This window comes from Phyllobacterium sp. CCNWLW183 (assembly GCF_037203775.1).
Taxonomy (GTDB): Bacteria; Pseudomonadota; Alphaproteobacteria; order Rhizobiales; family Rhizobiaceae; genus Phyllobacterium; species Phyllobacterium ifriqiyense.
In genome coordinates this window covers 167,724-187,028 of the sequence record NZ_JBBCBN010000004.1, presented here as the reverse complement: position 1 = coordinate 187,028, position 19,305 = coordinate 167,724, and the positions used below count along the sequence as shown (strand labels likewise).

Here is a 19,305-nt window from a genome sequence, read left to right as displayed (position 1 = left end):
CGTGTGGCTAGAGAGGCTTCATGAAATGGCGCTCGGTGGCACTGTAGCCTCGCCGCTCATACATCCGTGTTGTGACTGGATCAGCACCAAGACCAACCATGTTGACGAACTGGCAGCCTTGTTCCGTGGCCCATTCCTCATACTTATCCAGCATTGTCTTTGCCGCGCTTCCGCGATGACTTGGCTCAATCCACCAAATAAGCTCACTGGCGGCTTTCACCGGAGCGAGAGGCAATATTCCAGATTGGGCGGCCAACACGCCACAAGGGCCGTTGTCATCGAGAACAAGGCACAGCATTGTCGGATTACTGATCAGAGTATCGAACAGCATTGAAGCATATGCAGCGTTGAATGGTATTGGCAGTCCGGATGCGACCTGAAAGCTGCGAGCCATCATCAGGACACGAGACTTGTCCTGAGGCAGAGCTTTTCGAACAAGCATCACGAACCTTTTAGCGCGAGAGCTTGTTTGAGCTTCCATGCCGCGCTTTGCTTGGTGTCTAGTTTCCCCTGCTTTGCTCCCCAGAAGAATTCCTTCTCCCCGACGGTAGTCACGTCCTCATAAAACCTGTCTGTTGACAGGCGGCGTTTCTGACTGTCTGTGGATCGGGTATCAGGGTTTCCTCGGGTCATTTCCTGAGTATGGCTAGCGCACGTGAGTTCTATGCTGCCTGCCTCATTCTCTTTTGGTGTAGTGATAGTCACGTTGTCGACGAAGCCAACAAACCGGCAAAACGCAGAGTCAACCAACAGGCGCGTATCTGGATTAAATAGTCCCCGGTAAATCTCTATGCCTGCCTGCTTCATGTCGTATCCGCGGGCAATGTTCTCCACCGCAGGGTCAATCTGGTTCAAAGCTACATTCACATTCTGGACTGAGATGTTTGAAACAGCCGGAATATTGTCTATTGCGATAAGACTGCCAGAGCCTTCAAAGTTTCGAGTGTTCGGAAGGCCTGTATCTGGATTGAGCACGGGCGCGCTGATGTCTCCCCAATCATTCCAAAATCCATATGCGAATGGAGCACCTGCGAGCGTCCGGACTTTCAACCAAATGAAATCTCGAGCAACAAGCCGCCTCGCCTGTAAAAGCGCTAAATTACCAGATGAAATGTTGCGCATTTATCGGCTCTCTATAGCTTGAAAGGTTATCGATCCTCGACCTGTACTCATTTCAGCAGTTGAGGAAAAAGAGCCAGGGACCAGAGTCATAAGGCAAGATGGTCGAACGACAGACACTGTGTCATTTACAGCCGATGTCGGCCAAAGATGGGGTCTTATTTCAAACTCTCCAGAAACGCCGGATGAATTAGCTGTAAAGTCTTCCATGACTTGATGCAGGTTGCTTCCGATCTGGATGTAGTCTCCTATTTTACCGGCATATCCGCCATTTAACCCTTTTAGAGTGATCGCTTTACGGTTGGAGTTGATGGAATTCACCTGTGCGTTGAGTCCAGTGAACGTCTCGTATCGGGCAACAGAAACATCATCCACTCGTAGAGTTTGAAGCGAACCGGACGTTGCGAAGACGATATAAGGGAGAACGCGGGTAGCGGTAGCAGGAGCGACAGCATTTCCGCTAACCTGTGTCCAAGTTGTGCCAAATCCGGAGTTCACCACAATTGACGATGTTGATATCACTGCATTTGCGGCGTTACGCCATTGAAGGCTTAAATACGCTCCGGCTGCAGAAGTGCCCGCAGCAGAGCTTAACCACGCAGACATCCGATATTGCTTGCCCGCTTGAATACCGTCTATGACTTGAAGTGTTTCGCGTTGCGTGCCTGTCCCAGCGGCAGCCGAACCTTTGTCCAAGACAACAAACTTGGTTCCCGTATGCCCGGTGCCAGTACCAAGCGAAATGCCAGCATTCGGAAACCACGGGCTGAGTGTTGTATCCTCAAAACTGGGATTTATTACGAGGTTGGCAAAGCTATCGCTGCCGAAGAAATTCCCACCCGGATAAGCAATGGGATAGCAACGGGACTTTGGCCGCCCATAGAACTGGTTTAAGCCATTCTCCAGCAGTTTGAAGCGGGCGCGCCAGTAATCCAGATCGTTTGGTTTCAGATTAATGGACTGATATGTCGCAGCCCACAGCGGTGAACCCAAATCCTTTACAAACGTGCGCCCCCCTGCTGCTCGGCTTTGTTCCTGCCTCCACATCAAATCAAAGTCGACGCTCCAGCCTGGGAAGTCTGTCAAGATGTCATAGGGAAATGTGATTGCCATGCTATCCCTACCTCAACTTCACATTGGTTTTATTGGCCTTGCGTATAGCTTTAATGGTGTTTGCCTCGAACGAGGCCCTATCCTTGGCTAAAGCAACCTCAAGTCGCGATACGGCCTCAGCGGAAGCGCCTCGATTATCGATGACTGGCGCATAGGTAAATGTGCCGACACCACCGCTACTGCCACTACCAGACCGGAGAGACGGCATAATTGGGGCACGCAACTTATGGTTTGGTATGATCTGGGCGCCCTTCGGGACATTCATCAATTCCGGGCCTTTTTCACCCACAACAGATAGACCGCCAGGAGCGTTGTTCGTGCCCTTGGCAAACCCCAGAACCTTACCGATGCTACCAAAAATACCACCAAATGCACCGCCACTAGACGAGCCAGAAGCAGGCTTGAACAAACTGTCGAATGCTGCGTTGAGCAACATATCGCCAAGCTTCTTAAGCACCCCAGACAACGCGTCGCTCAGGCTTTCCGCACCAGTAATGGCGTCAATCACCCCAGATTTGAAGGTGTCGTAGAATTCGGCCGCGGCTTGCTCGGCCTTATCTTGCGTCTCTTGAACCTTGCGCAACTGATCGGCCTGCATTGCATATGCTGCGGAGACAGCATTGATCTGTGCAACCTGTTCTGGTGCAAGCTTGATGCTATCCAGATCGGTCTGGCCTTTTTTGCGGGCTTCCTCGCGCAAATCTGCCAACGCAGATTGTTCGAGGTCCAGGGCCATCTTTCGCTGCTCTTGGGCAAGATAAGACTGGCCTACAAGTGCGGTTTCCTCTGCGAGCGCAGCGGTTCTGTCTTTGATGGCTTGGATGTCGTCGTTGAATCGACTTTCAGCCGTCCTTGGTACAGATTTAGCGCCCTTGGCTTTCTTCTTCTTTTTGTCGTCTTCAGTTTTGTACTTAGGATCGTTGATAGATATCTGATTGATACCTAGGCTATCGTCTTTCGTGCCCATAGTCGGGCGCATAACAACAGGCTGTGTATCGCCAAGCTGTCCGTTTGGGTAGGTCTGAGGGAGGCTGGACATGGCCCCTTTGATGCTATTGATTGCCGCCTGCACTCCAACCAACCTAGCCAAGGCCTCGGTAGTATCTATTCCCAGCTTGGTATTGTTTTCAATGACAGCCTGCAGGTCTTTGACCTCACGCTCAAGTGCTATAGCCTTATCTTCAGCCTGCTTTGTCTCAAGGTTGATCATCCGGCCTTCGCCGTCTGTGTAACCTAGGGCCTTGTTCAAATCTTCGAATACGCTGGCATTGCCAATTGTATTCAGGAAAGATTCAAACGCTCCGCCAGCTTCTTGGATTTTGGCAATGAAGCCAGCGATATCAAAGTCACTGATAGCTTGGGCAACAACATTAATTCCGTCTGCAAACTTGGCGCTGGCTCCAGTAGCAGTATTGAACTCTCGCGCCGTATCAATAAGCGCAGTCTGCAAATTCTCCATTGCCTGACCAAACGTCAATTGAACGTTCTTGACGCGCTCCTCAAGAGAGGCGGAACCTGCAATAAATCCATCAAACAGAGCCTTGGATGACAAACCGCCATCCAGCATGATCTTGCGCAACTGCGCGACACTGCCACCAGCTTCTTTGATCCCGCGTGAAGCAGCCTGAAGGATTGTTGGTGCGCCTTCAACGATGGAGTTGAACTCTTCAGCGCGAACCACTCCGGATCCCAAAGCTTGGCTTAACTGAAGCAATGCACCCGAGGATTCTTGGGCAGACTTGCCGGATACTCGAAGCGCCAGAGCCACTTTGTCAGTGAATGAAATAAGCTGCTCGCTCGATACACCTAGTTCTTTCTGAACCAGTGAGGCGCGACCATAAAGTTCTACAAGAGATTCAAACGGGGCAGCATTTTTGACGGCGCTGTCACGAAGCTTACCATAGACCTGCTCTAGTTGCTCACCAGAGAGTCCCGCAACCTTAAGTGCATTATCGATGCGTGTAGCAGCTTCGGAAAACTTTACCGCGCCTTTAGCCAAAGAGGCGCCTGCGAATACCCCACCGATCTTCGCTCCTAAACCTGCGAAAGATGAAGACACATTGGCGTTCATCTTTGTGAAACGTCGCTCAATGCGTTGAGCATTCTTGTTGGTAATGCCTTGGGCGCGATTTATGGCATTTTCGTATTTCTTGATGTCCGCGCTAAGCTGAACTACAAGTCTCTCTAAGTCTTGCGCCATTAGGGGTCCAGTCAATGAATTTTTTACTCGGGATATTGTCAGTGGCACAAATTCTGATGGCCGCTCTTATCGCTTTGTTCGCCGTATCGGCGATCCATCAGATACTTGCCGCTATCCTGTTCGGATTCGGAGTATTAACAGCCGCTCTCGTAGTATTGATCGTCGCTGTTGAGCGCCCGCAACGCAGCTAGATACCAATCCAATTTGCCATTTCGTCTTTTTCAGATTCCGTCAACTTACCAGTATCTTCAGGTGAGTTAGCTTTGATGTAGCCTTCCACTGCGGCTAGAAACTGCCACATGGACATCTTGTTCACCTCTTGAGGTGTAAAGCCCATCACGGCGCCATTGGCATAGATCGCAGCAAAGCGAATTTTACCGTTTGGTAGATCGTCTAGGCGTTCGCCAGATCGCTTTGCTGTTTTGGTTTTCCCACGTCCTCTTCAGGCGCCCCCTGCAATGCCGCCGAGAGTATTGCCTGTGCGAATAGTACGCTTTCCAAGGGCGGTCGCTCTTCGACGTAATCCCTGACAAGCTTTAATGCCTCACCTGGCTTAGTTTCTCCGCCGATCAAACCCCAGCGAATAACTTCTCGGATGTCATTTAAACGCCAAGAGTTATCGTACAGGCGTTGCAACACTACGTAGGGTCCGGCGTCACACGCTTCTTGTACCTTGGCAAGTTCGCCCCACCCGAGACGGAACGTATAGGTCCCGTCCCCAAAGTTCAGTTCAATCGAAGCATCGCGGCTCATTATGGAGCAACCACGCGAACCATTTCACCGTCTGACTGCATAGAAACCGTGAGAGTTGCACGCTGGCCGTTCGGAGCTTCGGATTCAACACTTTCCACCTGCATGTAGCCGGTCCAAGTGACGGTCTTGGCTGGGAATTCCCATTCAATCTTGACTGGGACAGACTCAACGCTTTCCCAAGCGTCAAGCCAGTCCTCAACGGATTCCGCCGCAAGAACACCCTCACCTGAAACTCCCATCGACAGACTGGTGGCATCGCGGCCTACCCAATCTACTTTATCGGGATCTTCGCAGTCTGGAATATTAACTTCTTCCAGATTTTTGGTGAGTGTGATCGATCGGGACGTGAAGCCGCAAGGCGCAGCATATGTGATCGGATCGGCAGGTAGAGCGCCGGGAGTGCCCAGCAGAACGCGTACCTTGCCGCCTTTGATAGTTGTAGCTTGTGCCATTGGGGATTCTCCTATGATGGCGATCAGGGTTGTTCCGCAAAAGCCTGAAAGCTGATGGCGGCATGCGATGTGAGCCCATCGGGATCACGGAAAACTCGGGTTATTCGGTGAGTGAAATAGACGATGGCATTGTCAGTAATCGTCAGATCGGTATCGACCAGGGCAGCGCGAACCGCGTCACTGATCCGACGCACCTCGGGAAACCCGACAGCACGAGACCAACAATCGATCTGCATAGTGATTTCAAAGCCAGTGATACAATCAACGTCATCGCTCAACTCATCGGCCGGGCCGAAACCTACATAAGGAAACGTGGGATTTGCTGGGACGGCGTCATAAACACGCCCTCCGATCAGACCATTAACCGTAGTGTTAGCTTTCAAGCGTGCCACGATGGCAGCCTGCAATTCTAAAACCGGAGATGTCATGATGCAGCAACTTTCCTCGCGGCTTTCGTCGTTGCCCGACTGATCCGGCTTTTTGTGCGTTTGCGTAAGGCCCGATATGCAACGAAGAAGAATGGTTGAGCCGACTTCTTCTGGGTTCCAAATTCGACCCAACGCGCATAATAAGCAGCATCACTACCGGCGTAGATCGTAATCGTCATGTCTGAGGCGGTTGCAACAGCCACCACAACCGACCCGTCGGGAGCCTTGTCCCAAGTCCATCCGATGGATTCAACTAGTTCGCCACTATCCTTGGGAACAAGTGATTTCATAAGTGCGACGATTTCGTCTGCACTTTTAGCCATCGCGTCACGGATGGCGTCACGCGCAACTTTGGGTAGAAGCGCGAACTTCTTGTTTAATCTCTTAAGTCCAGAGATCGCCATCAGAGCGCTACGCCAGCCTCAACCAGAATATCAATGAACTGGCGATCAAGCAGAGGCGTGACATCGCGGACTGCGAAATACTTCAAATCTCGCTTGTCTTGTGCGTACCAGTCACTTTTGATTTGCCGCGTCTGTGAGGTAGAGCGAACACGAATGATCTGTGTGTGCTTTCCCTCAAGGCGTCCCGCCAGCACGCTTTCTCCACCTCGGAGGTGAATATAGCCCGCCCGTTGGGAAAACTGCTCCACGAACGCGCCTTGCGTGTTTCCGTATTCGTCTGTGACTTCTTCCCGCTTACCGAACGCAACGGAATAGAATAGATCGCTGGCACTAGGCTTTTTCGCCATTGTCCGTTTCCTTGCGGGGCTTATCCATTGAGACAGCCTTGCCGGCAGCAATGGCCTTGTCAGCGCAATCCTGCTTAACAGTTTCTTCCCTGCCCGCGAGATATCCAATCGTGATGTTTGGAGTCGGTTTGTAATCGAAATCATGGGTGAATTTTACACGTGCCATCAGGATGCATCCTTCTGTATGGAGAGACGGCTATGCCGCGATTACGGCAGCAGTCGCAGCACTCGTCGCACTCGCATTGCCGGCAGAGTTCGTGCCTGTAACTGTGACAGTAATAACCTTGCCTACGTCGCCTGCTACCGGCGTGTATGTAACCGCTGTAGCGCCAGCAATATTAACTGCATCAGCTTTCCACTGGCGCGTATAAGTAGGAGTCGGCGTTCCAGTCCAAGTACCGTTAGTGGAGGTCAACACCTGACCAACTTGAGCTGTACCGGTAATTGTTGGAAGAGCCGTATTGGCTGGCGTCTGGGTAACAGCGGCAGTGGCGTTACTGGTCGCGTTGGCTGAACCTTCGGAATTGGTAGCTGTCACAACACAGGTAATAACCTGACCTGCGTCTGCGGCAACAAGGGTATAAGTTGTAGCGCCTGTCCCAATATTGGTTGCGCCTCGTTTCCACTGACGCGTGAATGTTGGTGCAGGATCACCCGTCCATGTTCCGTTCGTCACTGTCAGAACTTGGCCGACACGAGCAGTGCCGGTAATGGCTGGGGCCAATGTGTTTACTGGAGCAGAAGACTTAACGAACGACCAGCCAAAGCCGTGTTCGCTCTCCAACTCTACTTTTTTGCTACCGGTCGTGCCGAATGACCAGCCGAATCCATTGTTTGACGTCAGTGTAATTTTCTTGGCCATTAGGATTTTCCTTATGCGCGAATGGTTTATGCGAGCGCCGGATCTCGGAGGTGATAAATCAACGCGGTGACTGGATATGGCAGCGTGCCTAGATCAAAGTCCTCGTCCGGATCACCATCGCGATTCTTATAGAGATATCCGACGAGCAAAATGGTAGAAGCTACCACTGAATCCGGCACTGGATCGGGCATCTCAGTTTTGATGTACCCGGAGATGCGGTCAGAAGCAGCTTTGAGAAGAAGTGTCAGATATTCGTCGTCATCATCGAAATCGACAATCAAGGCGGCCTTAACCTGTTCGAGCGTAGCAAGGTCAGCCATTACTTGCCTTCCTTCTTGCTGGGTGTGCCAATGCTTACGATCGGCTTGTCCCCGACAGTTCTTACGACGCCATCTTTGCCGTCCCGTCCGCGCTTAACAGCCAGGCGCCACGCCTTGGATGCATCAGGCTTCTCAGTTGTTTCTTGATCACAATGCCAAATCGAACCGCCCCATGTGACGGTGTCGCCCTTCTCGTACGTCTCGCCTTCTTTGAAAACACCGCGATAGATCATCGTAGGCACGCCAATCTCGACGCTATATGATTGATCAGAGCCATCTTCGAACTTGAGAAGGATTGTCCGTCCATCGGCCATAAGCTCAGCATCGAAATGCTTTAGCGAGAAGCCATCTTTGCCAGGCTTGCCAGGATCGCCGTCTTTGCCGACAATAGGCCCAAGGTTTTTTGCCTCGCCATTGGTCAGCGTGACAACCAGTTCGCCGGATCGATCAATCAAAGCACCGGCCAAACCGATACCATCTTTTCCGTCTGCACCATCTTTTCCGTCTTTGGCCGTAGGAAGCTCGCTGACGCGTTTTTCGACCTCGGCAGCGATCAGCGGCGCAACATCGTCAACAGTCACGCTCTTGCCGTCCTTTGGCGCAGGAATAGCTTTTACAGCTTCCTCTACCAGAGTTCTAACGAATTCTGGGTCAGTATCCTTGCCGTCAATGCCGTCCTTTGGCGCAGGAATTTCCGCCACCACCATTCGGACGACTTCTTCGATGCTCTTTTCCATGTCATCAACCGACAGTCGAGCATCGACAGCAGCGTCAACCATCGCTGGAATATCAGGTAATTGTATTTCGGGAAGTGCCGGCAATTCGGGAATGACGATGGCTTCGACTGCGGTTTTCAATGCGGCCAAATCATCCGATAGATCGACGGGATCCGGGATATCCTTGATGCGCTGCTCAAGGCCATCAATACGTGCCAAAAGCGGAGTTACCGCCTTATCGACATAGCCCTTGACGATTTCGACGATCTCCGCGCCAAAAGCTTGTCCATCCATCAGGAAAGTCCCTTCCGAATTGTATTGAGTGCCGCCAGCTTCTGGGCATTATCATTTGCAGCAGCCGCTTCCGCTTCTGCCGTAACTAATGCGTTATCCGTAGATGCTGTGTCTTTTGCGAACGGATCAGCTTGCGCATCTCGTTTGGCTAAGGCCTCAAGAGAGAAATTCTGCTGCTGAAGCATCGGGCTGTCCCCGCCGGTCTTCGGCTTAAGGTCCAGCTTTTTCCGTTGCTCGTTTGGCGACATGATGCCCTTGGACTTGTCCAGAACTTCCATCTGGGTAACGCTGTCCATACGAAGCAGGTTATCTGTATCAAGCTCGGTTCCAAGTCCCTCGCCGATACCCAGCCCCTCATCAAGACAGAGTTCAATGGATTCGATCAGGATTTGAAGACACTGGGTGTAATACTCAAGGTTCAACGCCTGAACGTTGGCATTTGCCGGAACAGCGCCAACACCGATCTTGTAAGGCGGAACATGATAGGTCGAGCAAACCACCTCGGCAGTCCACTTCAACTGCTCGATTGTTTGCGAGTCCACGGCTTTGGCCGTCATCGGTGTGTATTGCAGACCATCGCCGAGAATTGCGACGTTTCCGGCATTTTTGCCGGTGAACTTCTCTTTCCATGCTTCTTTCAGGCGGTCGGCGGTTTCTTTGCCAATTTCACCTGGAGCAGTCAAAACACCGCTTGGCTGAGCGCCATTAGTAAAGAATGAGGTTGAGCTGTTCTGAATTGCCAGTCCATGCATGGCGGCCAGACCGCCGGCAAAGATCGGAGAAAGACCAACGAGGGGATGAAAGAAGCAGTTAAAGCGATCGTGAATAATTTCTCGGGCTGGAACAATAATACCGTCCTCAATCCCGGACAGATTATCTGTAGCCAACTGGTAAAAGACGCTACCATCATCAGCGACAAGCGGAGTTGTCCGGGTTGGATCCAACACATACAGCTTGACTGGAACACCACGCATATCGCGCTGTTTTAAAATATAAGTGTTGCCCTTTTGAAGCTTCGACAGAACCCAGCTTTCCATGAACTGGATGCGGTTCTGAAAGTCATTCGGCTTGCGAAGAACCGGGGAATAGGCAGCACGCTTGGTTTCGCTCCAAATGCCGTCTGCATCCTGCTCGACGAGTTTGATACGCAGTTTGGCGATATCGGAGGCGATCAGCGTCCGGCACGCAAAATCTGCATGATAGGAGAGAACGGAGTCATATTTGACTTCGACATTCTGTTGCCACGCACCGGGAAAGAACTCGCGAACCACTGGCCACCATCCGCCGCGATTGTCGACGCCGGAAAGCGCCTTCTCGCGCGTGATGTTGAGGCCAAAGGGGAGACGCATTCATTATTCTCCTTTGGCGGCGGTGATCTTGGCGCGAAGCTCTTTCGCATCCCAGCCGTTGAACGGCCGCTTACCAACAACACGCTGATATTCTGCGCGTAGCTCGGTCAAATCTTCTGATTTAGCCGGTGCAACCTGCTCAGCAACCATATCGGAGCGATTATATCCAAGCTTTGAAAGAACTCGGGCAAAGCGCGGATCATTCGATTTCAAGGCGCGGGTCATGTAGCCGTTACCAGTTTTCATTGCGATCACTCCTGTTCAAGGAACTGGCCGGAGATTGCCCCGGCCAGAGCTTTTGATTGTCGACGTGGCTTACGGTGTGGTTGGCTGGCCCCAGGCAACGCCAGACAGAACCTGTACGGCCTGCGGGCGGCGCTTCTGCCAGTTGATCCAGCGTTCAGCGCGGATCGCCACGCTGTTGGTCTGGAACATGGACACAACCGATGTCGCTGTAGCTGGGTTGGATGCATTGGTTGGTGCATCGTCCATCTGCAGGGAAGCCTCACGGCTGGCATCGATGACAACCTGGCCATCGTCCGCAAGGAAGATATCCGAGGCATTGGCAAGGATGACAAAGCCATCTGGTGTGTATTCAGTGACAATCACTGGCATGCCCCAGAATGTGCCGCCGTTCATGGTAACGCCGGGGAACTCTGGCTGTCCGAGTGGATTGGTCAGCATCGAAAGAGCAAGTGCAGTTGTTGCTGACATGATCCAGACGCCGCTGGCTGGTGTCATATTCGCGGCGATGTATGCTGCAAAGAGAGCCTGAACATCAGCGCGGATGGCATCAGCATCATTGCCACTCGAAACAATTGGTGTGACACCGTTCGTAATCGAAGCCGGAGAGACGTTGGCCACGGCAGCCTTTGCCGGATCAAGGAAGTCAACGTCCAGTTTGGCAATAAGAGCAGCTGCGAGCTGATCACGGACAAGCGCTTCGGCCGATGGATTGCTGAAACGAAGCAATTCCTCGGTGATAACAGCGATGTTGGCAACCTTGGCCCAACGAAGCGTCACCTCATTGAAGTCAAACTTGGTCAATGGCTTTGGCTTGCCTTCTCCAACCCAGTAACCCGCTCCACCCGAAGTCTGGCCGACAATCGAGATGTTGAAGGGTACGCGGCGAAGAGAAGGAACACCGTTGGAGCCGAAACGGCCAATAACCGTCTGCGGACGCAAGAACTCAACGAAATCACCAGCAAAGCGCTGATAAGTATCGACGAGTGGTGCCGCCCATGTTGCGTCAGTAGTTGTGCCAGCATTCACGGCAGCCTTGAGCGAAACGTTCAGGGCCTCATTGTCGCCGAAGCGAGATTTGGCAATCTGTTCAGCCTGCATAAGGTTGCCCTTCGCAGCGCCAAGGCAGATAGCGAACTGAGCAAATTCAATGCCCTTTTCAAGCTGCCGTGGAGCCTTGACAGTGCCTGCCCGCACATTTGAGCCGTCATCAGTGGTTTTTACACCGTTGACAGGCTTAGCGGATACCGCCTTGACGGTTTCCATGTCGCGTAGACGCTTCAGGTGGTTATCGACAGACTTCACCTCAGAGGCAAGTGTGTCATATTCCTGTTCCTGTTCAGCATCGAGCGTTTCACCGCTCTCGGCTGCTGCGTCCATGATTTCTTCCATGCGAGCAGCCTTAGCAACGCGCGTGGCTTCGAATGCGGAGATCTGTTCCGCGAGTGATTTAGCCATTGGTTTTCTCCCTTCTGGCTTTACGAGTTTGACTGTTTTGTGGGTGGTTTTCCCCGTAACGCCGGGAGGCACAGGCCGATCACTGTCCTTTGGCTCATTGCCTGTCGCGGCGAGCACTGGGGCATCAATCGACTTGATCAGTGAAATGGTGGCGTCGGCATTGGCCGGAATCGTCACCAAAGAGAGTTCGTAAACCTCGGACTTCATGAAGCGGATGCCGCCGTCGTCGAGGAACGCATATTCAATTGCGCGGAAGCCGATAGACACAGCTGCGACCAGACCGGCTTTAACCGACTGCCAAGCCTCGTCGACACGATCTTTCAGCGCCCCTGCTTCTTCAATCTTGGGAAGCTCAGCCTCAAACGTAATCCCGTCTTTGGTTGGCTTGTCGAACTTCACCAGACCGACCGGCTTGTCGTTCTTGTGTTGCCACAACAGTGGCATGGGGTTCTTGAATGCGACGCCAAGGGGATCGACGATATCCCCTACCCGGTCAGGGCTGGGTGTGGTGGCAGTGCCGCGTATGATACGACGGTATTCATCGACCGCTTTCACGGTCATGATGGAATAAGCGCGGTTCATGTGGGTATCTCCTAAGCGGCAAAGATCATCTGGTAGGTCGGCTCGCGCTTCACTTCCGGATTTCTGCTCATCACGGTCACGGCATCGAACAGAGCCATGACCGGATCAATCTTGGCGTCACCGGCATTTTGCTTTGTTGCCCGGATAGCCGTTGCTGTTGGTTCAATCTTCAAGTTGCTGACGCACCAAGACATGAGCGAGGAACCACTGTGTACCAGCGTTCCGTTGGTCAACTTGCGCTCTGCTGTCTTGATTGCGTTCATCATCGCGTAGCCTTGAGGAGCGCCGACGAGCAGCCCATCCTCTTGCGTCACGCCTATTTCGTCCAAAGCCTCGATCATTTCCCCAAGGCCAGCCGGATCGACCGCTACCGAAGCCAGCAATCCTCGGGTTTTCACATCCTTGATGATCTCGATTATTGCCGAGATATCTGCGAGCTCGTCGTCGACGATCGTCAGTTCGTCAGCCTTGGCAAAATCCTTGAGGCGGGCAGCGATTGCCTTGCGGCGCTCCAATACTCCTTTGTGGCACCAGGCATGGGCCCAAGCCATCCAGACCTTGCTTTGCTTGTGGCGCCCGACAACAGTCATTCCAAACAGATCGTCGAGGCCACCGCCATCTATCCCAACGACAACCGCTTCCGACTGCTGCAGAACACTCTCCAGCGTGATGGTCTTCTGACCTCGACGCTCCCAGAAATCCGCTCCTGCCCATCGGTTGGCGCGAAGGTTCATTCCAATTTCGACGTTCAGGTGCTTGGCGAGGTAGGTCCGCTTGGTGTCGCCATCACCAGCCAATTCCTTGACCAACTCATCCTCAAGCCATTCCTGGCTGACAGACCGGCCAAGATTTGGGTTTGTGATGTAGAAGTTTGCCGGGTCGAGGTATTCCTCGTTATCCAGCATCTTCTTTGGAAACTCATAGAGAACTCCAAGGCTCTTGCGATCTGGGATAACCCCGTCACGCACATCCCTGAAATAGTCCAGCTTCTGTTTGAACACGCCTGCCGGCGGTGCATCCGATTGCGTGGACAGATAGATGACAAAGCCTTCCGGCCGAGAAACCAGACCGCCGGTAGCTTCTCTCAGCATAGCATCTGCATTTGGCTTCTTACCGAACAGCCAGAGCTCGTCGACGAGAACGAATGCCGCCTTCTTACCGCCAACCGTATCACTATCCGCTGCGACCACTTTCAAGACCGCTTTTGTGATCCGATGTGTGATCTGGCGAAAGTTGTCCTGAATATGCAGCAAGTCGGTCAACTCAGGATCGGCCCGAACCATATCAGCGGCTGGTTTGTACGAGTTGTTCGCGACTTCCAATGTAGGCGCCAGGATCAGCAATTCAGCCGAATGACGCCAGTTCCGTATCAATGCCGTGAGCATAATACCGGCAGCTATCGTCGACTTCGAATTCTTCTTACTGATCAGGAGGAAGAAATCGCGAATAAGACGTGTCGCCGTCTCCGAATTATACGCCCCGAAGATAGAGGCGACGAACTCAAACACCCAATCTTCGCATGCCTCGCCAAATGTCGGCTGGCCCGGCGCATCAACAATCCGCAATGACTTGAACACATCCAGAGCAGCATCAGCCTCGTCGACGAACAATGGCTCCAGCGGAATAAGCGTTTCCCCTGCAACTATGCGCCGCTCCCAATCAGGAACAGCCGTCGACCACTCTTTCATTTGTTGTCGATCACCAATCTGGGCGCTTCTGGCACCGCAAACTTGTTTCCAACCTTCTTGGCAGCGATTTTCTGCTGTTCTTTCTTGCCAATCTTCGGTGCTGCGGGCTGCCGCGGTACACCCACCTTCACCGCGCCAAGCTGTTCAAGCATCTTATTCTGAGCCGGTATCTTGTGATCCTTGGCTGCCTCATAGCGCGCCATCCACATTTCTGCGGTCACTTTCGCAACTGCAATCTCCATGTCGTCAGCAAAATACTTCTTCAAAGTGTTGACTGCGAGGCCCATAGCCTCCGCAATTGCCTCGATCGACATACCTACGGCCTTGAGAACACGGACCTTTTCACGATCTGCATCAGTCGGCTCATATGGAGCTCGACCGGAATTCTCATTGCCTGCCATGACCGAAAATCACTGCTCCATCAAAAAAATTGTGCGAATGCCGGTGACGCGGGTCTAGGGAGGAGGGCAAAGGGGGATTTCTTCCTCCCCCCCCCTCTATCTAATTGGATGGTCCGCCGCGTTAACGATCTGGCATGGCGATAGCTACTTCGCATCACGCGACGGGCGCCTTTGCCAAGGGCGGTATCGATAGTATAGCCGCACACCACATAGACGACAAAGGCTCATATCAGCCCTCTGAGAGGCGTTCAGACTTTCGCCTTGTTATGCACGTACCAATCACTTGCTGCGTCTGGATGGGCTTACACAAGGTCAGATGTCCGCACTACCTTGATGTCCGTTCCCTTATCGAGAACGACTACCTTGGCCTTGCGCCCTATAGCCTTGACTACATCTTCGAACATGATCTGGATGCGGTTGGCTGTATCAATTGAGATACGCTCATCGATCGTTACCACTATGAGGTCGCCATCCTTCGCTTCTAGCAGCCTGATCCTGTCTACCAACGTATCAGCATTCATGGAGGCAGGCGCATCTGGCCTAGTCACAACCTTGGATGGTTCGGTGTTCACGCCACCCTTGCGGTAGTCACGTGTCAGCCAGTCTGTGCAAAACACCACATATGCAACAGCAAGAGCGGCAACGATCTGAAGGGCCATCATCATATTCGGTGTCATAACCTGCGCTCCATCTTCTGTTTCGTACTGTCATGACAGGGCTTGCATAGGGTCTGGAATGGACCAGCCCAGAATGCTTCCTCGTTACCGTGATGCTGCTCGACGTGGTCACACACCAACTGCGAGGTGTTGGGTTCCATCTTCCTGCATATCTGGCAGGTGAAGAGATCGCGGACTAACACGCTCATCCTCAGCTTCTGCCATCGGGCAGTCTTATACCACTTGCGCCATGCCTGGGTCTCATCCCGGTAGCGTGAGCGTTCGTTCTCATCACCCGGCGCATATCGCTTTAGCCGAGGGGCAAGCATAGCTACCTTGGGACGAAGGGTCTTGAGGACCATCTTGATTTCCCCGTGCTTTCGATATTGAGTGTGAGGAAACAACAGTACGGGGAGAACGAGACATGACAGACAAGATAGTAGTGGGAAGCACAGTCGTACTAAAATCTGGCGGTCCGCTAATGACTGTGTCCGCGATTGTGGAGATGGGCGGCATTCAATCGGCCAAAACTGACTGGTTTGATAGCAAGAACGAACCCCAGAAAGCTATCTATCCTCTTACCTCTTTAGAACCGGCCGAAGAGTAAATCCCGCTTCCCCGATTAACAGCCCGTCTATGATGATTGCGGCGGCCGTTGCTGGCGATCCAGCATGATCGGAAGGCTTGTCCCGTCTGCGGGTGGAGACAGTTAAAGGAGCGCCGCTTATAGAAGTCCGTGTCGTTTATTCGTGCGCTGCATATTCATGATATGGCGCTCAAAACGCTTCATTTCTTCATCCATCATTGCTTTGATCTCGGTCGTGTCGATCTTGAGCGTAGCGTCTCTGATACGCGCTCACCAACAATGGGTTTGCTCTTGGGGACAATGCCACCGCTCGCCAGCTTTGCGGGGTTCTCTGCCCTTGGCAGTGCAGCAGCAACACCAACTACAGGTGCAAAGCCGATGAGCGCGAGAAGGCTGCGACGGTTCATGATGAGTACCCGATCATTATGGCAACGATTACTGGCAGGCCAACCATCAGAAGAGCCGTGAACAAGGCATCGATCCCGATTGAATGTTCCCTACGAATTTCTGAAGCATGAAACTTCCAGCCCCAACCTTCTTCCGGCGATTGCTCACGACGCGGTGGGATTTCTGTGTTGGGAAACGCCGCCTCAAGCTGCTTGCGTGCAAGGCGCATGACGCTCTCCGATGTTGAAATGGAAACGGCAGCCCGAAGACTGCCGCTTTCGCACCAATGTGCGGGATTATAGGGGCTGGTATTTGTCAAGCGTTTAAGCTTGGCTACTGACCAGTTTCGCATCCCCAAGGCATCTAGGCGTCTTCACTCTTTCGAGCACTTCCACTCTGCCACTACGGTTGCGAGAATCTGACAGACGGCCTCGGTCGCAACACTGTACCGCTGTATGCTATGCCGCCTGCTTCTTGAGCATTGCTGCTCTGCGCTGGCGTCTCTGTTCGTTTCGCTTGTCTGCCCACGAGAAGTCGTGTTTGGCTCCAGCGATGAATGGTTGGAATGCCTCATCATCAGCCCATGACATGATGCCATTTGTTTGGCGCGGGTCTGTGATCTTATCTGCAAAGTAGTCTGTTTCGGGGTCATCAAGCAACAGGCCATCCGGGCCGATATTGTTATGCAACAACACATTACCGCGTAGTGTTGATAAAATAGTTGCAATTGCCCGGTCTTTTCGCCGTCTGCCTGTCTCCGGGTGAATACCCATTTTGAAGCATACTTCCTTGAATACCCGATTGGAAGCCATGCAGTAAGCCCATTCAGAAAGGCAACGTCGCTCTACCTCGTTCTCGACTAGTGAGAGCCATTCTAACGCCTCCTCGGCTTCCGATACCTGTCGGGCTGTCGGTTGACGTGTCAGGCTTTCAAAGAACTCTTTACGCTCTTCCGCTAGGCGTTCGCTGCCCCAGCCAATCTTATCAGCGTGGTCATGGAGATATGGCATTGCCTGAGCCTTGAGCGGCTTGGGGCCAACCTGATCACCACTGTTGCGGCGTATCTCGTATGCCTCGATGAGACGTTCTGCGATGTCACCTTCGTTCATTGCCCTGCCTCATTTTGCTTGAGTAGCATATCTCGGGCTTCATTCGATATCCCGGCGATAACTGAATTGTCACCGTCCTGCGGGGATTTGGAGAACTCTTTGAGTGCCCATGGTTCGAACTTCGCTATGGACTTTAGCGCGCGAGCAAGGTTTGGCTCGCTCACCATGTTTCTGCCCTCTGGGGAATCTGCCAGATATTGAAGTGCCATAATCTCTGTCGATGTCAGTTTCTCTAACTTTGCAATAGTCATGGCATCCTCCGTCGATCGTCAAATAGGTCTGGCTGTGTCGCTTTAGGTCCGAACCGGCGATAGATGCGCTCGGTCAACATTCCTGCCAGTGAGTGTCTAAGCTTTACCACACCACGAAGGCATTGGTTATTCACATACTGCAGCTCACCCACAGGCATTGCATCGAAACAGGACAGCCAATCGCTTGTTTCATTCTCCACAAGCTGGGGAAATGCCCGTATCAGATCGGATACACACCAGAGCGATACCGCGTCCAGGCTGGCTTTGTTGTTATCAGTCTCGGCCAGTGTTGAAAGCACCATGCGTAAATGCCCTTCCCCATATGCATTCAGGATATGCAATAGCGAGGCCACAGCGCGTGTTTCCCCCGGCTCTGGGTATTTGCTCTTACCAATCAGAGAAACCTCGTACTCGGCTGCTATGGAGGCAATGCGCATATCCGCTTCAGCCATCTGCCACCTTCCCCAAGGCTTTCTCGATCTCAGCCATACATGCTGATGCTGCTTTGCCTTGCCGGTATTCGGTTATGATCTTGCGGACAGACTGAACAATAGCCTTGGGCTTTCCAGCGTTGCCACGTATCCGGTCTCTGTCTGACTTGGAGGTGGGATGGGTCATTCCAGTGCCTCAAATGTAGCGAGAAATCGGATTGCCATATCATTGCCCTCGGATGCCTTACGTTTCGCGATCTCGAAAACACCTTCACTCTCATCTTCACCTTCAAACATGGGCATGAATGGCTCAAGAAGTTCTGCGGTGATCTGGTCGACTCTTTCCTGTTCATCAATCCGTGATCGGAGGTCGATATAAGCCCTCTCTAAGTCTTTGATCGTGACTTTGGGAAACTTCGCGCAAACTGTCTCAAGCAGCTTAGAGGAGTCTTGGAAGTGCGATGAATCTAAATCCATCATGAAGAATACAATCGCATTGTGTGTAGCTGCGTCGATCATGGCCTTGCTCCTACCCGTTCCACCTGCACCGGCTTACGTCCTGCCTTGCGGAGTATTGGTTTAAACAATGCCTCTGCCTCAGAAATAGCCGTGGAGAGCGTTACGCCGCACCGCTGATAGTCGCCATTCATATAGGCCAGAAGGTGCTTGATGGCCGTCTCTGTGGCTTCCAGCTTGCATGGCAGGACAAGTGGTTTGTTGCCCACGTCCATTACGGGCTTCGGGTGGCCGTCCTTTGAGAACCGGAGCATTACGCGCCATCCGCCAGGAACTGGTTGTGTGTAGGCTGAGAACTCGTTCAAGATGCTGCTCCCGTCAAATGTGTCCACATCTGTCCAACCTGAATGCGCGTCACGGTTGAATAGGCAACCTTGTACTTGTCGCGATACTCGTAGCGGGTGAGCCTTGCAGAAAAGATGTCCAACACTTGCTCTTCGGTAAGAACGGCGTTGTATCTATTGACCCCTCGCGGACGAGCAACCCGTTGTCGCCGCTCTCGGTCAGACATGTTTTGTATCTGATCACCTAAGTACAGATGGTCTGGATTAACGCAGTAGGGATTATCGCACTTATGCAAGACGAGTTTGTCTGTTCGTACTGAGCCATAGTGCAAGGCATAGCTTATGCGGCTCGCCTT

General features: G+C 52.5%; 30 protein-coding genes. 2 read left to right on the top strand and 28 right to left on the bottom strand.

Annotated features, from left to right (window positions below; genetic code table 11):
• Positions 1 to 7 precede the first annotated feature (7 nt).
• The 4 genes from V9K95_RS11345 to V9K95_RS11330 are packed head-to-tail and all read right to left on the bottom strand — an operon-like array spanning position 8 to position 4,432.
• Complete coding sequence (locus V9K95_RS11345) at positions 8 to 442, bottom strand: GNAT family N-acetyltransferase (RefSeq protein WP_336440881.1); 435 nt, start codon at positions 440 to 442, stop codon at positions 8 to 10.
• Positions 442 to 1,122 carry a hypothetical protein gene (locus tag V9K95_RS11340; protein WP_336440880.1) on the bottom strand — a complete coding sequence of 227 codons (681 nt, stop codon included), beginning with the start codon at positions 1,120 to 1,122 and terminating at the stop codon, positions 442 to 444. Before V9K95_RS11340 ends, V9K95_RS11345 begins: the two co-directional genes overlap by 1 nt.
• Entirely contained in the window at positions 1,123 to 2,232 is a 1,110-nt protein-coding gene (locus V9K95_RS11335) for a carbohydrate binding domain-containing protein (protein ID WP_336440879.1), read from the bottom strand.
• Positions 2,233 to 2,239: 7 nt separating this feature from the next.
• The gene (locus V9K95_RS11330; RefSeq protein ID WP_336440878.1) at positions 2,240 to 4,432 is read right to left on the bottom strand and encodes a tape measure protein; all 2,193 of its coding nucleotides are present in this window, start codon (positions 4,430 to 4,432) and stop codon (positions 2,240 to 2,242) included.
• A 14-nt stretch (positions 4,433 to 4,446) separates the two neighbouring features.
• Between V9K95_RS11330 and V9K95_RS11325 the strand changes: the two genes are divergently transcribed.
• Entirely contained in the window at positions 4,447 to 4,623 is a 177-nt protein-coding gene (locus tag V9K95_RS11325) for a hypothetical protein (RefSeq protein ID WP_336440877.1), read from the top strand.
• 202 nt (positions 4,624 to 4,825) lie between these two features.
• Here the strand turns inward: V9K95_RS11325 and V9K95_RS11320 are convergent, their stop codons facing one another.
• The 15 genes from V9K95_RS11320 to V9K95_RS11250 form a co-directional block, all read right to left on the bottom strand.
• Positions 4,826 to 5,185, bottom strand: coding sequence for a gene transfer agent family protein (locus tag V9K95_RS11320; protein ID WP_336440876.1), 360 nt, complete (start codon positions 5,183 to 5,185; stop codon positions 4,826 to 4,828).
• A complete protein-coding gene (locus V9K95_RS11315) occupies positions 5,185 to 5,637 on the bottom strand; it encodes a phage tail tube protein (RefSeq protein ID WP_307280155.1) in 453 nt (150 codons plus the stop codon). The genes V9K95_RS11320 and V9K95_RS11315 overlap by 1 nt, the downstream gene beginning before the upstream one ends.
• 23 nt (positions 5,638 to 5,660) lie before the next feature.
• Positions 5,661 to 6,065: a DUF3168 domain-containing protein gene (locus V9K95_RS11310; protein ID WP_336440875.1), complete on the bottom strand. Its 405-nt coding sequence runs from the start codon at positions 6,063 to 6,065 to the stop codon at positions 5,661 to 5,663.
• Positions 6,062 to 6,469 (bottom strand): HK97-gp10 family putative phage morphogenesis protein, encoded by a 408-nt coding sequence (locus tag V9K95_RS11305; RefSeq protein WP_336440874.1) that lies wholly within the window; start codon positions 6,467 to 6,469, stop codon positions 6,062 to 6,064. The genes V9K95_RS11310 and V9K95_RS11305 overlap by 4 nt, the downstream gene beginning before the upstream one ends.
• Positions 6,469 to 6,816, bottom strand: coding sequence for a phage head completion protein (locus tag V9K95_RS11300; RefSeq protein WP_336440873.1), 348 nt, complete (start codon positions 6,814 to 6,816; stop codon positions 6,469 to 6,471). Before V9K95_RS11300 ends, V9K95_RS11305 begins: the two co-directional genes overlap by 1 nt.
• Entirely contained in the window at positions 6,800 to 6,982 is a 183-nt protein-coding gene (locus V9K95_RS11295; protein WP_336440872.1) for a hypothetical protein, read from the bottom strand. Before V9K95_RS11295 ends, V9K95_RS11300 begins: the two co-directional genes overlap by 17 nt.
• 30 nt (positions 6,983 to 7,012) lie before the next feature.
• Positions 7,013 to 7,678, bottom strand: coding sequence for a hypothetical protein (locus V9K95_RS11290; protein ID WP_336440871.1), 666 nt, complete (start codon positions 7,676 to 7,678; stop codon positions 7,013 to 7,015).
• 26 nt (positions 7,679 to 7,704) lie between these two features.
• Positions 7,705 to 7,998 carry a head-tail connector protein gene (locus V9K95_RS11285; RefSeq protein WP_336440870.1) on the bottom strand — a complete coding sequence of 98 codons (294 nt, stop codon included), beginning with the start codon at positions 7,996 to 7,998 and terminating at the stop codon, positions 7,705 to 7,707.
• Positions 7,998 to 9,008 (bottom strand): hypothetical protein, encoded by a 1,011-nt coding sequence (locus V9K95_RS11280; RefSeq protein ID WP_336440869.1) that lies wholly within the window; start codon positions 9,006 to 9,008, stop codon positions 7,998 to 8,000. The genes V9K95_RS11285 and V9K95_RS11280 overlap by 1 nt, the downstream gene beginning before the upstream one ends.
• Positions 9,008 to 10,357, bottom strand: coding sequence for a phage portal protein (locus tag V9K95_RS11275; RefSeq protein ID WP_336440868.1), 1,350 nt, complete (start codon positions 10,355 to 10,357; stop codon positions 9,008 to 9,010). Before V9K95_RS11275 ends, V9K95_RS11280 begins: the two co-directional genes overlap by 1 nt.
• Positions 10,358 to 10,360: 3 nt before the next feature.
• On the bottom strand, positions 10,361 to 10,603 hold the full coding sequence (locus tag V9K95_RS11270) for a hypothetical protein (RefSeq protein ID WP_336440867.1): 243 nt from the start codon (positions 10,601 to 10,603) through the stop codon (positions 10,361 to 10,363).
• A gap of 69 nt (positions 10,604 to 10,672) precedes the next feature.
• Positions 10,673 to 12,640, bottom strand: coding sequence for a phage major capsid protein (locus V9K95_RS11265; protein ID WP_336440866.1), 1,968 nt, complete (start codon positions 12,638 to 12,640; stop codon positions 10,673 to 10,675).
• Positions 12,641 to 12,651: 11 nt separating this feature from the next.
• Positions 12,652 to 14,328: a terminase large subunit gene (locus tag V9K95_RS11260; RefSeq protein WP_336440865.1), complete on the bottom strand. Its 1,677-nt coding sequence runs from the start codon at positions 14,326 to 14,328 to the stop codon at positions 12,652 to 12,654.
• Positions 14,325 to 14,729: a hypothetical protein gene (locus V9K95_RS11255; protein ID WP_336440864.1), complete on the bottom strand. Its 405-nt coding sequence runs from the start codon at positions 14,727 to 14,729 to the stop codon at positions 14,325 to 14,327. The genes V9K95_RS11260 and V9K95_RS11255 overlap by 4 nt, the downstream gene beginning before the upstream one ends.
• A gap of 302 nt (positions 14,730 to 15,031) precedes the next feature.
• Positions 15,032 to 15,406 carry a hypothetical protein gene (locus tag V9K95_RS11250; RefSeq protein WP_336440863.1) on the bottom strand — a complete coding sequence of 125 codons (375 nt, stop codon included), beginning with the start codon at positions 15,404 to 15,406 and terminating at the stop codon, positions 15,032 to 15,034.
• Between the two features lie 403 nt (positions 15,407 to 15,809).
• Between V9K95_RS11250 and V9K95_RS11245 the strand changes: the two genes are divergently transcribed.
• A complete protein-coding gene (locus V9K95_RS11245) occupies positions 15,810 to 15,992 on the top strand; it encodes a DUF2158 domain-containing protein (RefSeq protein WP_336440862.1) in 183 nt (60 codons plus the stop codon).
• Positions 15,993 to 16,186: 194 nt separating this feature from the next.
• On the opposite strand, the gene V9K95_RS11240 is transcribed toward V9K95_RS11245, so the two are convergent.
• The 9 genes from V9K95_RS11240 to V9K95_RS11200 all read right to left on the bottom strand — a co-directional run bounded on the left by V9K95_RS11240 (position 16,187) and on the right by V9K95_RS11200 (position 19,092).
• Positions 16,187 to 16,378, bottom strand: a complete 192-nt coding sequence (locus V9K95_RS11240) for a hypothetical protein (RefSeq protein WP_336440861.1) — start codon at positions 16,376 to 16,378, stop codon at positions 16,187 to 16,189.
• Complete coding sequence (locus V9K95_RS11235; protein WP_336440860.1) at positions 16,375 to 16,587, bottom strand: hypothetical protein; 213 nt, start codon at positions 16,585 to 16,587, stop codon at positions 16,375 to 16,377. The genes V9K95_RS11240 and V9K95_RS11235 overlap by 4 nt, the downstream gene beginning before the upstream one ends.
• Positions 16,588 to 16,816: 229 nt before the next feature.
• Positions 16,817 to 17,467, bottom strand: a complete 651-nt coding sequence (locus tag V9K95_RS11230) for a DUF6362 family protein (RefSeq protein WP_336440859.1) — start codon at positions 17,465 to 17,467, stop codon at positions 16,817 to 16,819.
• The gene (locus V9K95_RS11225; protein WP_336440858.1) at positions 17,464 to 17,718 is read right to left on the bottom strand and encodes a hypothetical protein; all 255 of its coding nucleotides are present in this window, start codon (positions 17,716 to 17,718) and stop codon (positions 17,464 to 17,466) included. The genes V9K95_RS11230 and V9K95_RS11225 overlap by 4 nt, the downstream gene beginning before the upstream one ends.
• On the bottom strand, positions 17,715 to 18,170 hold the full coding sequence (locus tag V9K95_RS11220) for a hypothetical protein (protein ID WP_336440857.1): 456 nt from the start codon (positions 18,168 to 18,170) through the stop codon (positions 17,715 to 17,717). The genes V9K95_RS11225 and V9K95_RS11220 overlap by 4 nt, the downstream gene beginning before the upstream one ends.
• Entirely contained in the window at positions 18,163 to 18,336 is a 174-nt protein-coding gene (locus V9K95_RS11215) for a hypothetical protein (RefSeq protein WP_336440856.1), read from the bottom strand. The genes V9K95_RS11220 and V9K95_RS11215 overlap by 8 nt, the downstream gene beginning before the upstream one ends.
• The gene (locus V9K95_RS11210) at positions 18,333 to 18,668 is read right to left on the bottom strand and encodes a hypothetical protein (RefSeq protein ID WP_336440855.1); all 336 of its coding nucleotides are present in this window, start codon (positions 18,666 to 18,668) and stop codon (positions 18,333 to 18,335) included. Before V9K95_RS11210 ends, V9K95_RS11215 begins: the two co-directional genes overlap by 4 nt.
• A complete protein-coding gene (locus tag V9K95_RS11205) occupies positions 18,665 to 18,970 on the bottom strand; it encodes a hypothetical protein (RefSeq protein ID WP_336440854.1) in 306 nt (101 codons plus the stop codon). Before V9K95_RS11205 ends, V9K95_RS11210 begins: the two co-directional genes overlap by 4 nt.
• Complete coding sequence (locus tag V9K95_RS11200) at positions 18,967 to 19,092, bottom strand: hypothetical protein (protein WP_336440853.1); 126 nt, start codon at positions 19,090 to 19,092, stop codon at positions 18,967 to 18,969. The genes V9K95_RS11205 and V9K95_RS11200 overlap by 4 nt, the downstream gene beginning before the upstream one ends.
• Positions 19,093 to 19,305: the final 213 nt, after the last annotated feature.

Coding starts and splice junctions, on each gene's coding strand:
- V9K95_RS11215 (WP_336440856.1), bottom strand. CDS start 18,336: ATGACCCATCCCACCTCCAAGTCAGACAGAGACCGGATACGTGGCAAC.
- V9K95_RS11235 (WP_336440860.1), bottom strand. CDS start 16,587: ATGCGCCTTGCACGCAAGCAGCTTGAGGCGGCGTTTCCCAACACAGAA.
- V9K95_RS11245 (WP_336440862.1), top strand. CDS start 15,810: ATGACAGACAAGATAGTAGTGGGAAGCACAGTCGTACTAAAATCTGGC.
- V9K95_RS11290 (WP_336440871.1), bottom strand. CDS start 7,678: ATGGCCAAGAAAATTACACTGACGTCAAACAATGGATTCGGCTGGTCA.
- V9K95_RS11320 (WP_336440876.1), bottom strand. CDS start 5,185: ATGAGCCGCGATGCTTCGATTGAACTGAACTTTGGGGACGGGACCTAT.
- V9K95_RS11315 (WP_307280155.1), bottom strand. CDS start 5,637: ATGGCACAAGCTACAACTATCAAAGGCGGCAAGGTACGCGTTCTGCTG.
- V9K95_RS11345 (WP_336440881.1), bottom strand. CDS start 442: ATGCTTGTTCGAAAAGCTCTGCCTCAGGACAAGTCTCGTGTCCTGATG.
- V9K95_RS11285 (WP_336440870.1), bottom strand. CDS start 7,998: ATGGCTGACCTTGCTACGCTCGAACAGGTTAAGGCCGCCTTGATTGTC.
- V9K95_RS11260 (WP_336440865.1), bottom strand. CDS start 14,328: ATGAAAGAGTGGTCGACGGCTGTTCCTGATTGGGAGCGGCGCATAGTT.
- V9K95_RS11220 (WP_336440857.1), bottom strand. CDS start 18,170: ATGGCTGAAGCGGATATGCGCATTGCCTCCATAGCAGCCGAGTACGAG.
- V9K95_RS11340 (WP_336440880.1), bottom strand. CDS start 1,122: ATGCGCAACATTTCATCTGGTAATTTAGCGCTTTTACAGGCGAGGCGG.
- V9K95_RS11295 (WP_336440872.1), bottom strand. CDS start 6,982: ATGGCACGTGTAAAATTCACCCATGATTTCGATTACAAACCGACTCCA.
- V9K95_RS11250 (WP_336440863.1), bottom strand. CDS start 15,406: ATGACACCGAATATGATGATGGCCCTTCAGATCGTTGCCGCTCTTGCT.
- V9K95_RS11230 (WP_336440859.1), bottom strand. CDS start 17,467: ATGAACGAAGGTGACATCGCAGAACGTCTCATCGAGGCATACGAGATA.
- V9K95_RS11240 (WP_336440861.1), bottom strand. CDS start 16,378: ATGAACCGTCGCAGCCTTCTCGCGCTCATCGGCTTTGCACCTGTAGTT.
- V9K95_RS11225 (WP_336440858.1), bottom strand. CDS start 17,718: ATGACTATTGCAAAGTTAGAGAAACTGACATCGACAGAGATTATGGCA.
- V9K95_RS11280 (WP_336440869.1), bottom strand. CDS start 9,008: ATGGATGGACAAGCTTTTGGCGCGGAGATCGTCGAAATCGTCAAGGGC.
- V9K95_RS11255 (WP_336440864.1), bottom strand. CDS start 14,729: ATGGCAGGCAATGAGAATTCCGGTCGAGCTCCATATGAGCCGACTGAT.
- V9K95_RS11330 (WP_336440878.1), bottom strand. CDS start 4,432: ATGGCGCAAGACTTAGAGAGACTTGTAGTTCAGCTTAGCGCGGACATC.
- V9K95_RS11270 (WP_336440867.1), bottom strand. CDS start 10,603: ATGAAAACTGGTAACGGCTACATGACCCGCGCCTTGAAATCGAATGAT.
- V9K95_RS11305 (WP_336440874.1), bottom strand. CDS start 6,469: ATGGCGATCTCTGGACTTAAGAGATTAAACAAGAAGTTCGCGCTTCTA.
- V9K95_RS11275 (WP_336440868.1), bottom strand. CDS start 10,357: ATGCGTCTCCCCTTTGGCCTCAACATCACGCGCGAGAAGGCGCTTTCC.
- V9K95_RS11265 (WP_336440866.1), bottom strand. CDS start 12,640: ATGAACCGCGCTTATTCCATCATGACCGTGAAAGCGGTCGATGAATAC.
- V9K95_RS11210 (WP_336440855.1), bottom strand. CDS start 18,668: ATGATCGACGCAGCTACACACAATGCGATTGTATTCTTCATGATGGAT.
- V9K95_RS11325 (WP_336440877.1), top strand. CDS start 4,447: ATGAATTTTTTACTCGGGATATTGTCAGTGGCACAAATTCTGATGGCC.
- V9K95_RS11300 (WP_336440873.1), bottom strand. CDS start 6,816: ATGGCGAAAAAGCCTAGTGCCAGCGATCTATTCTATTCCGTTGCGTTC.
- V9K95_RS11310 (WP_336440875.1), bottom strand. CDS start 6,065: ATGACATCTCCGGTTTTAGAATTGCAGGCTGCCATCGTGGCACGCTTG.
- V9K95_RS11335 (WP_336440879.1), bottom strand. CDS start 2,232: ATGGCAATCACATTTCCCTATGACATCTTGACAGACTTCCCAGGCTGG.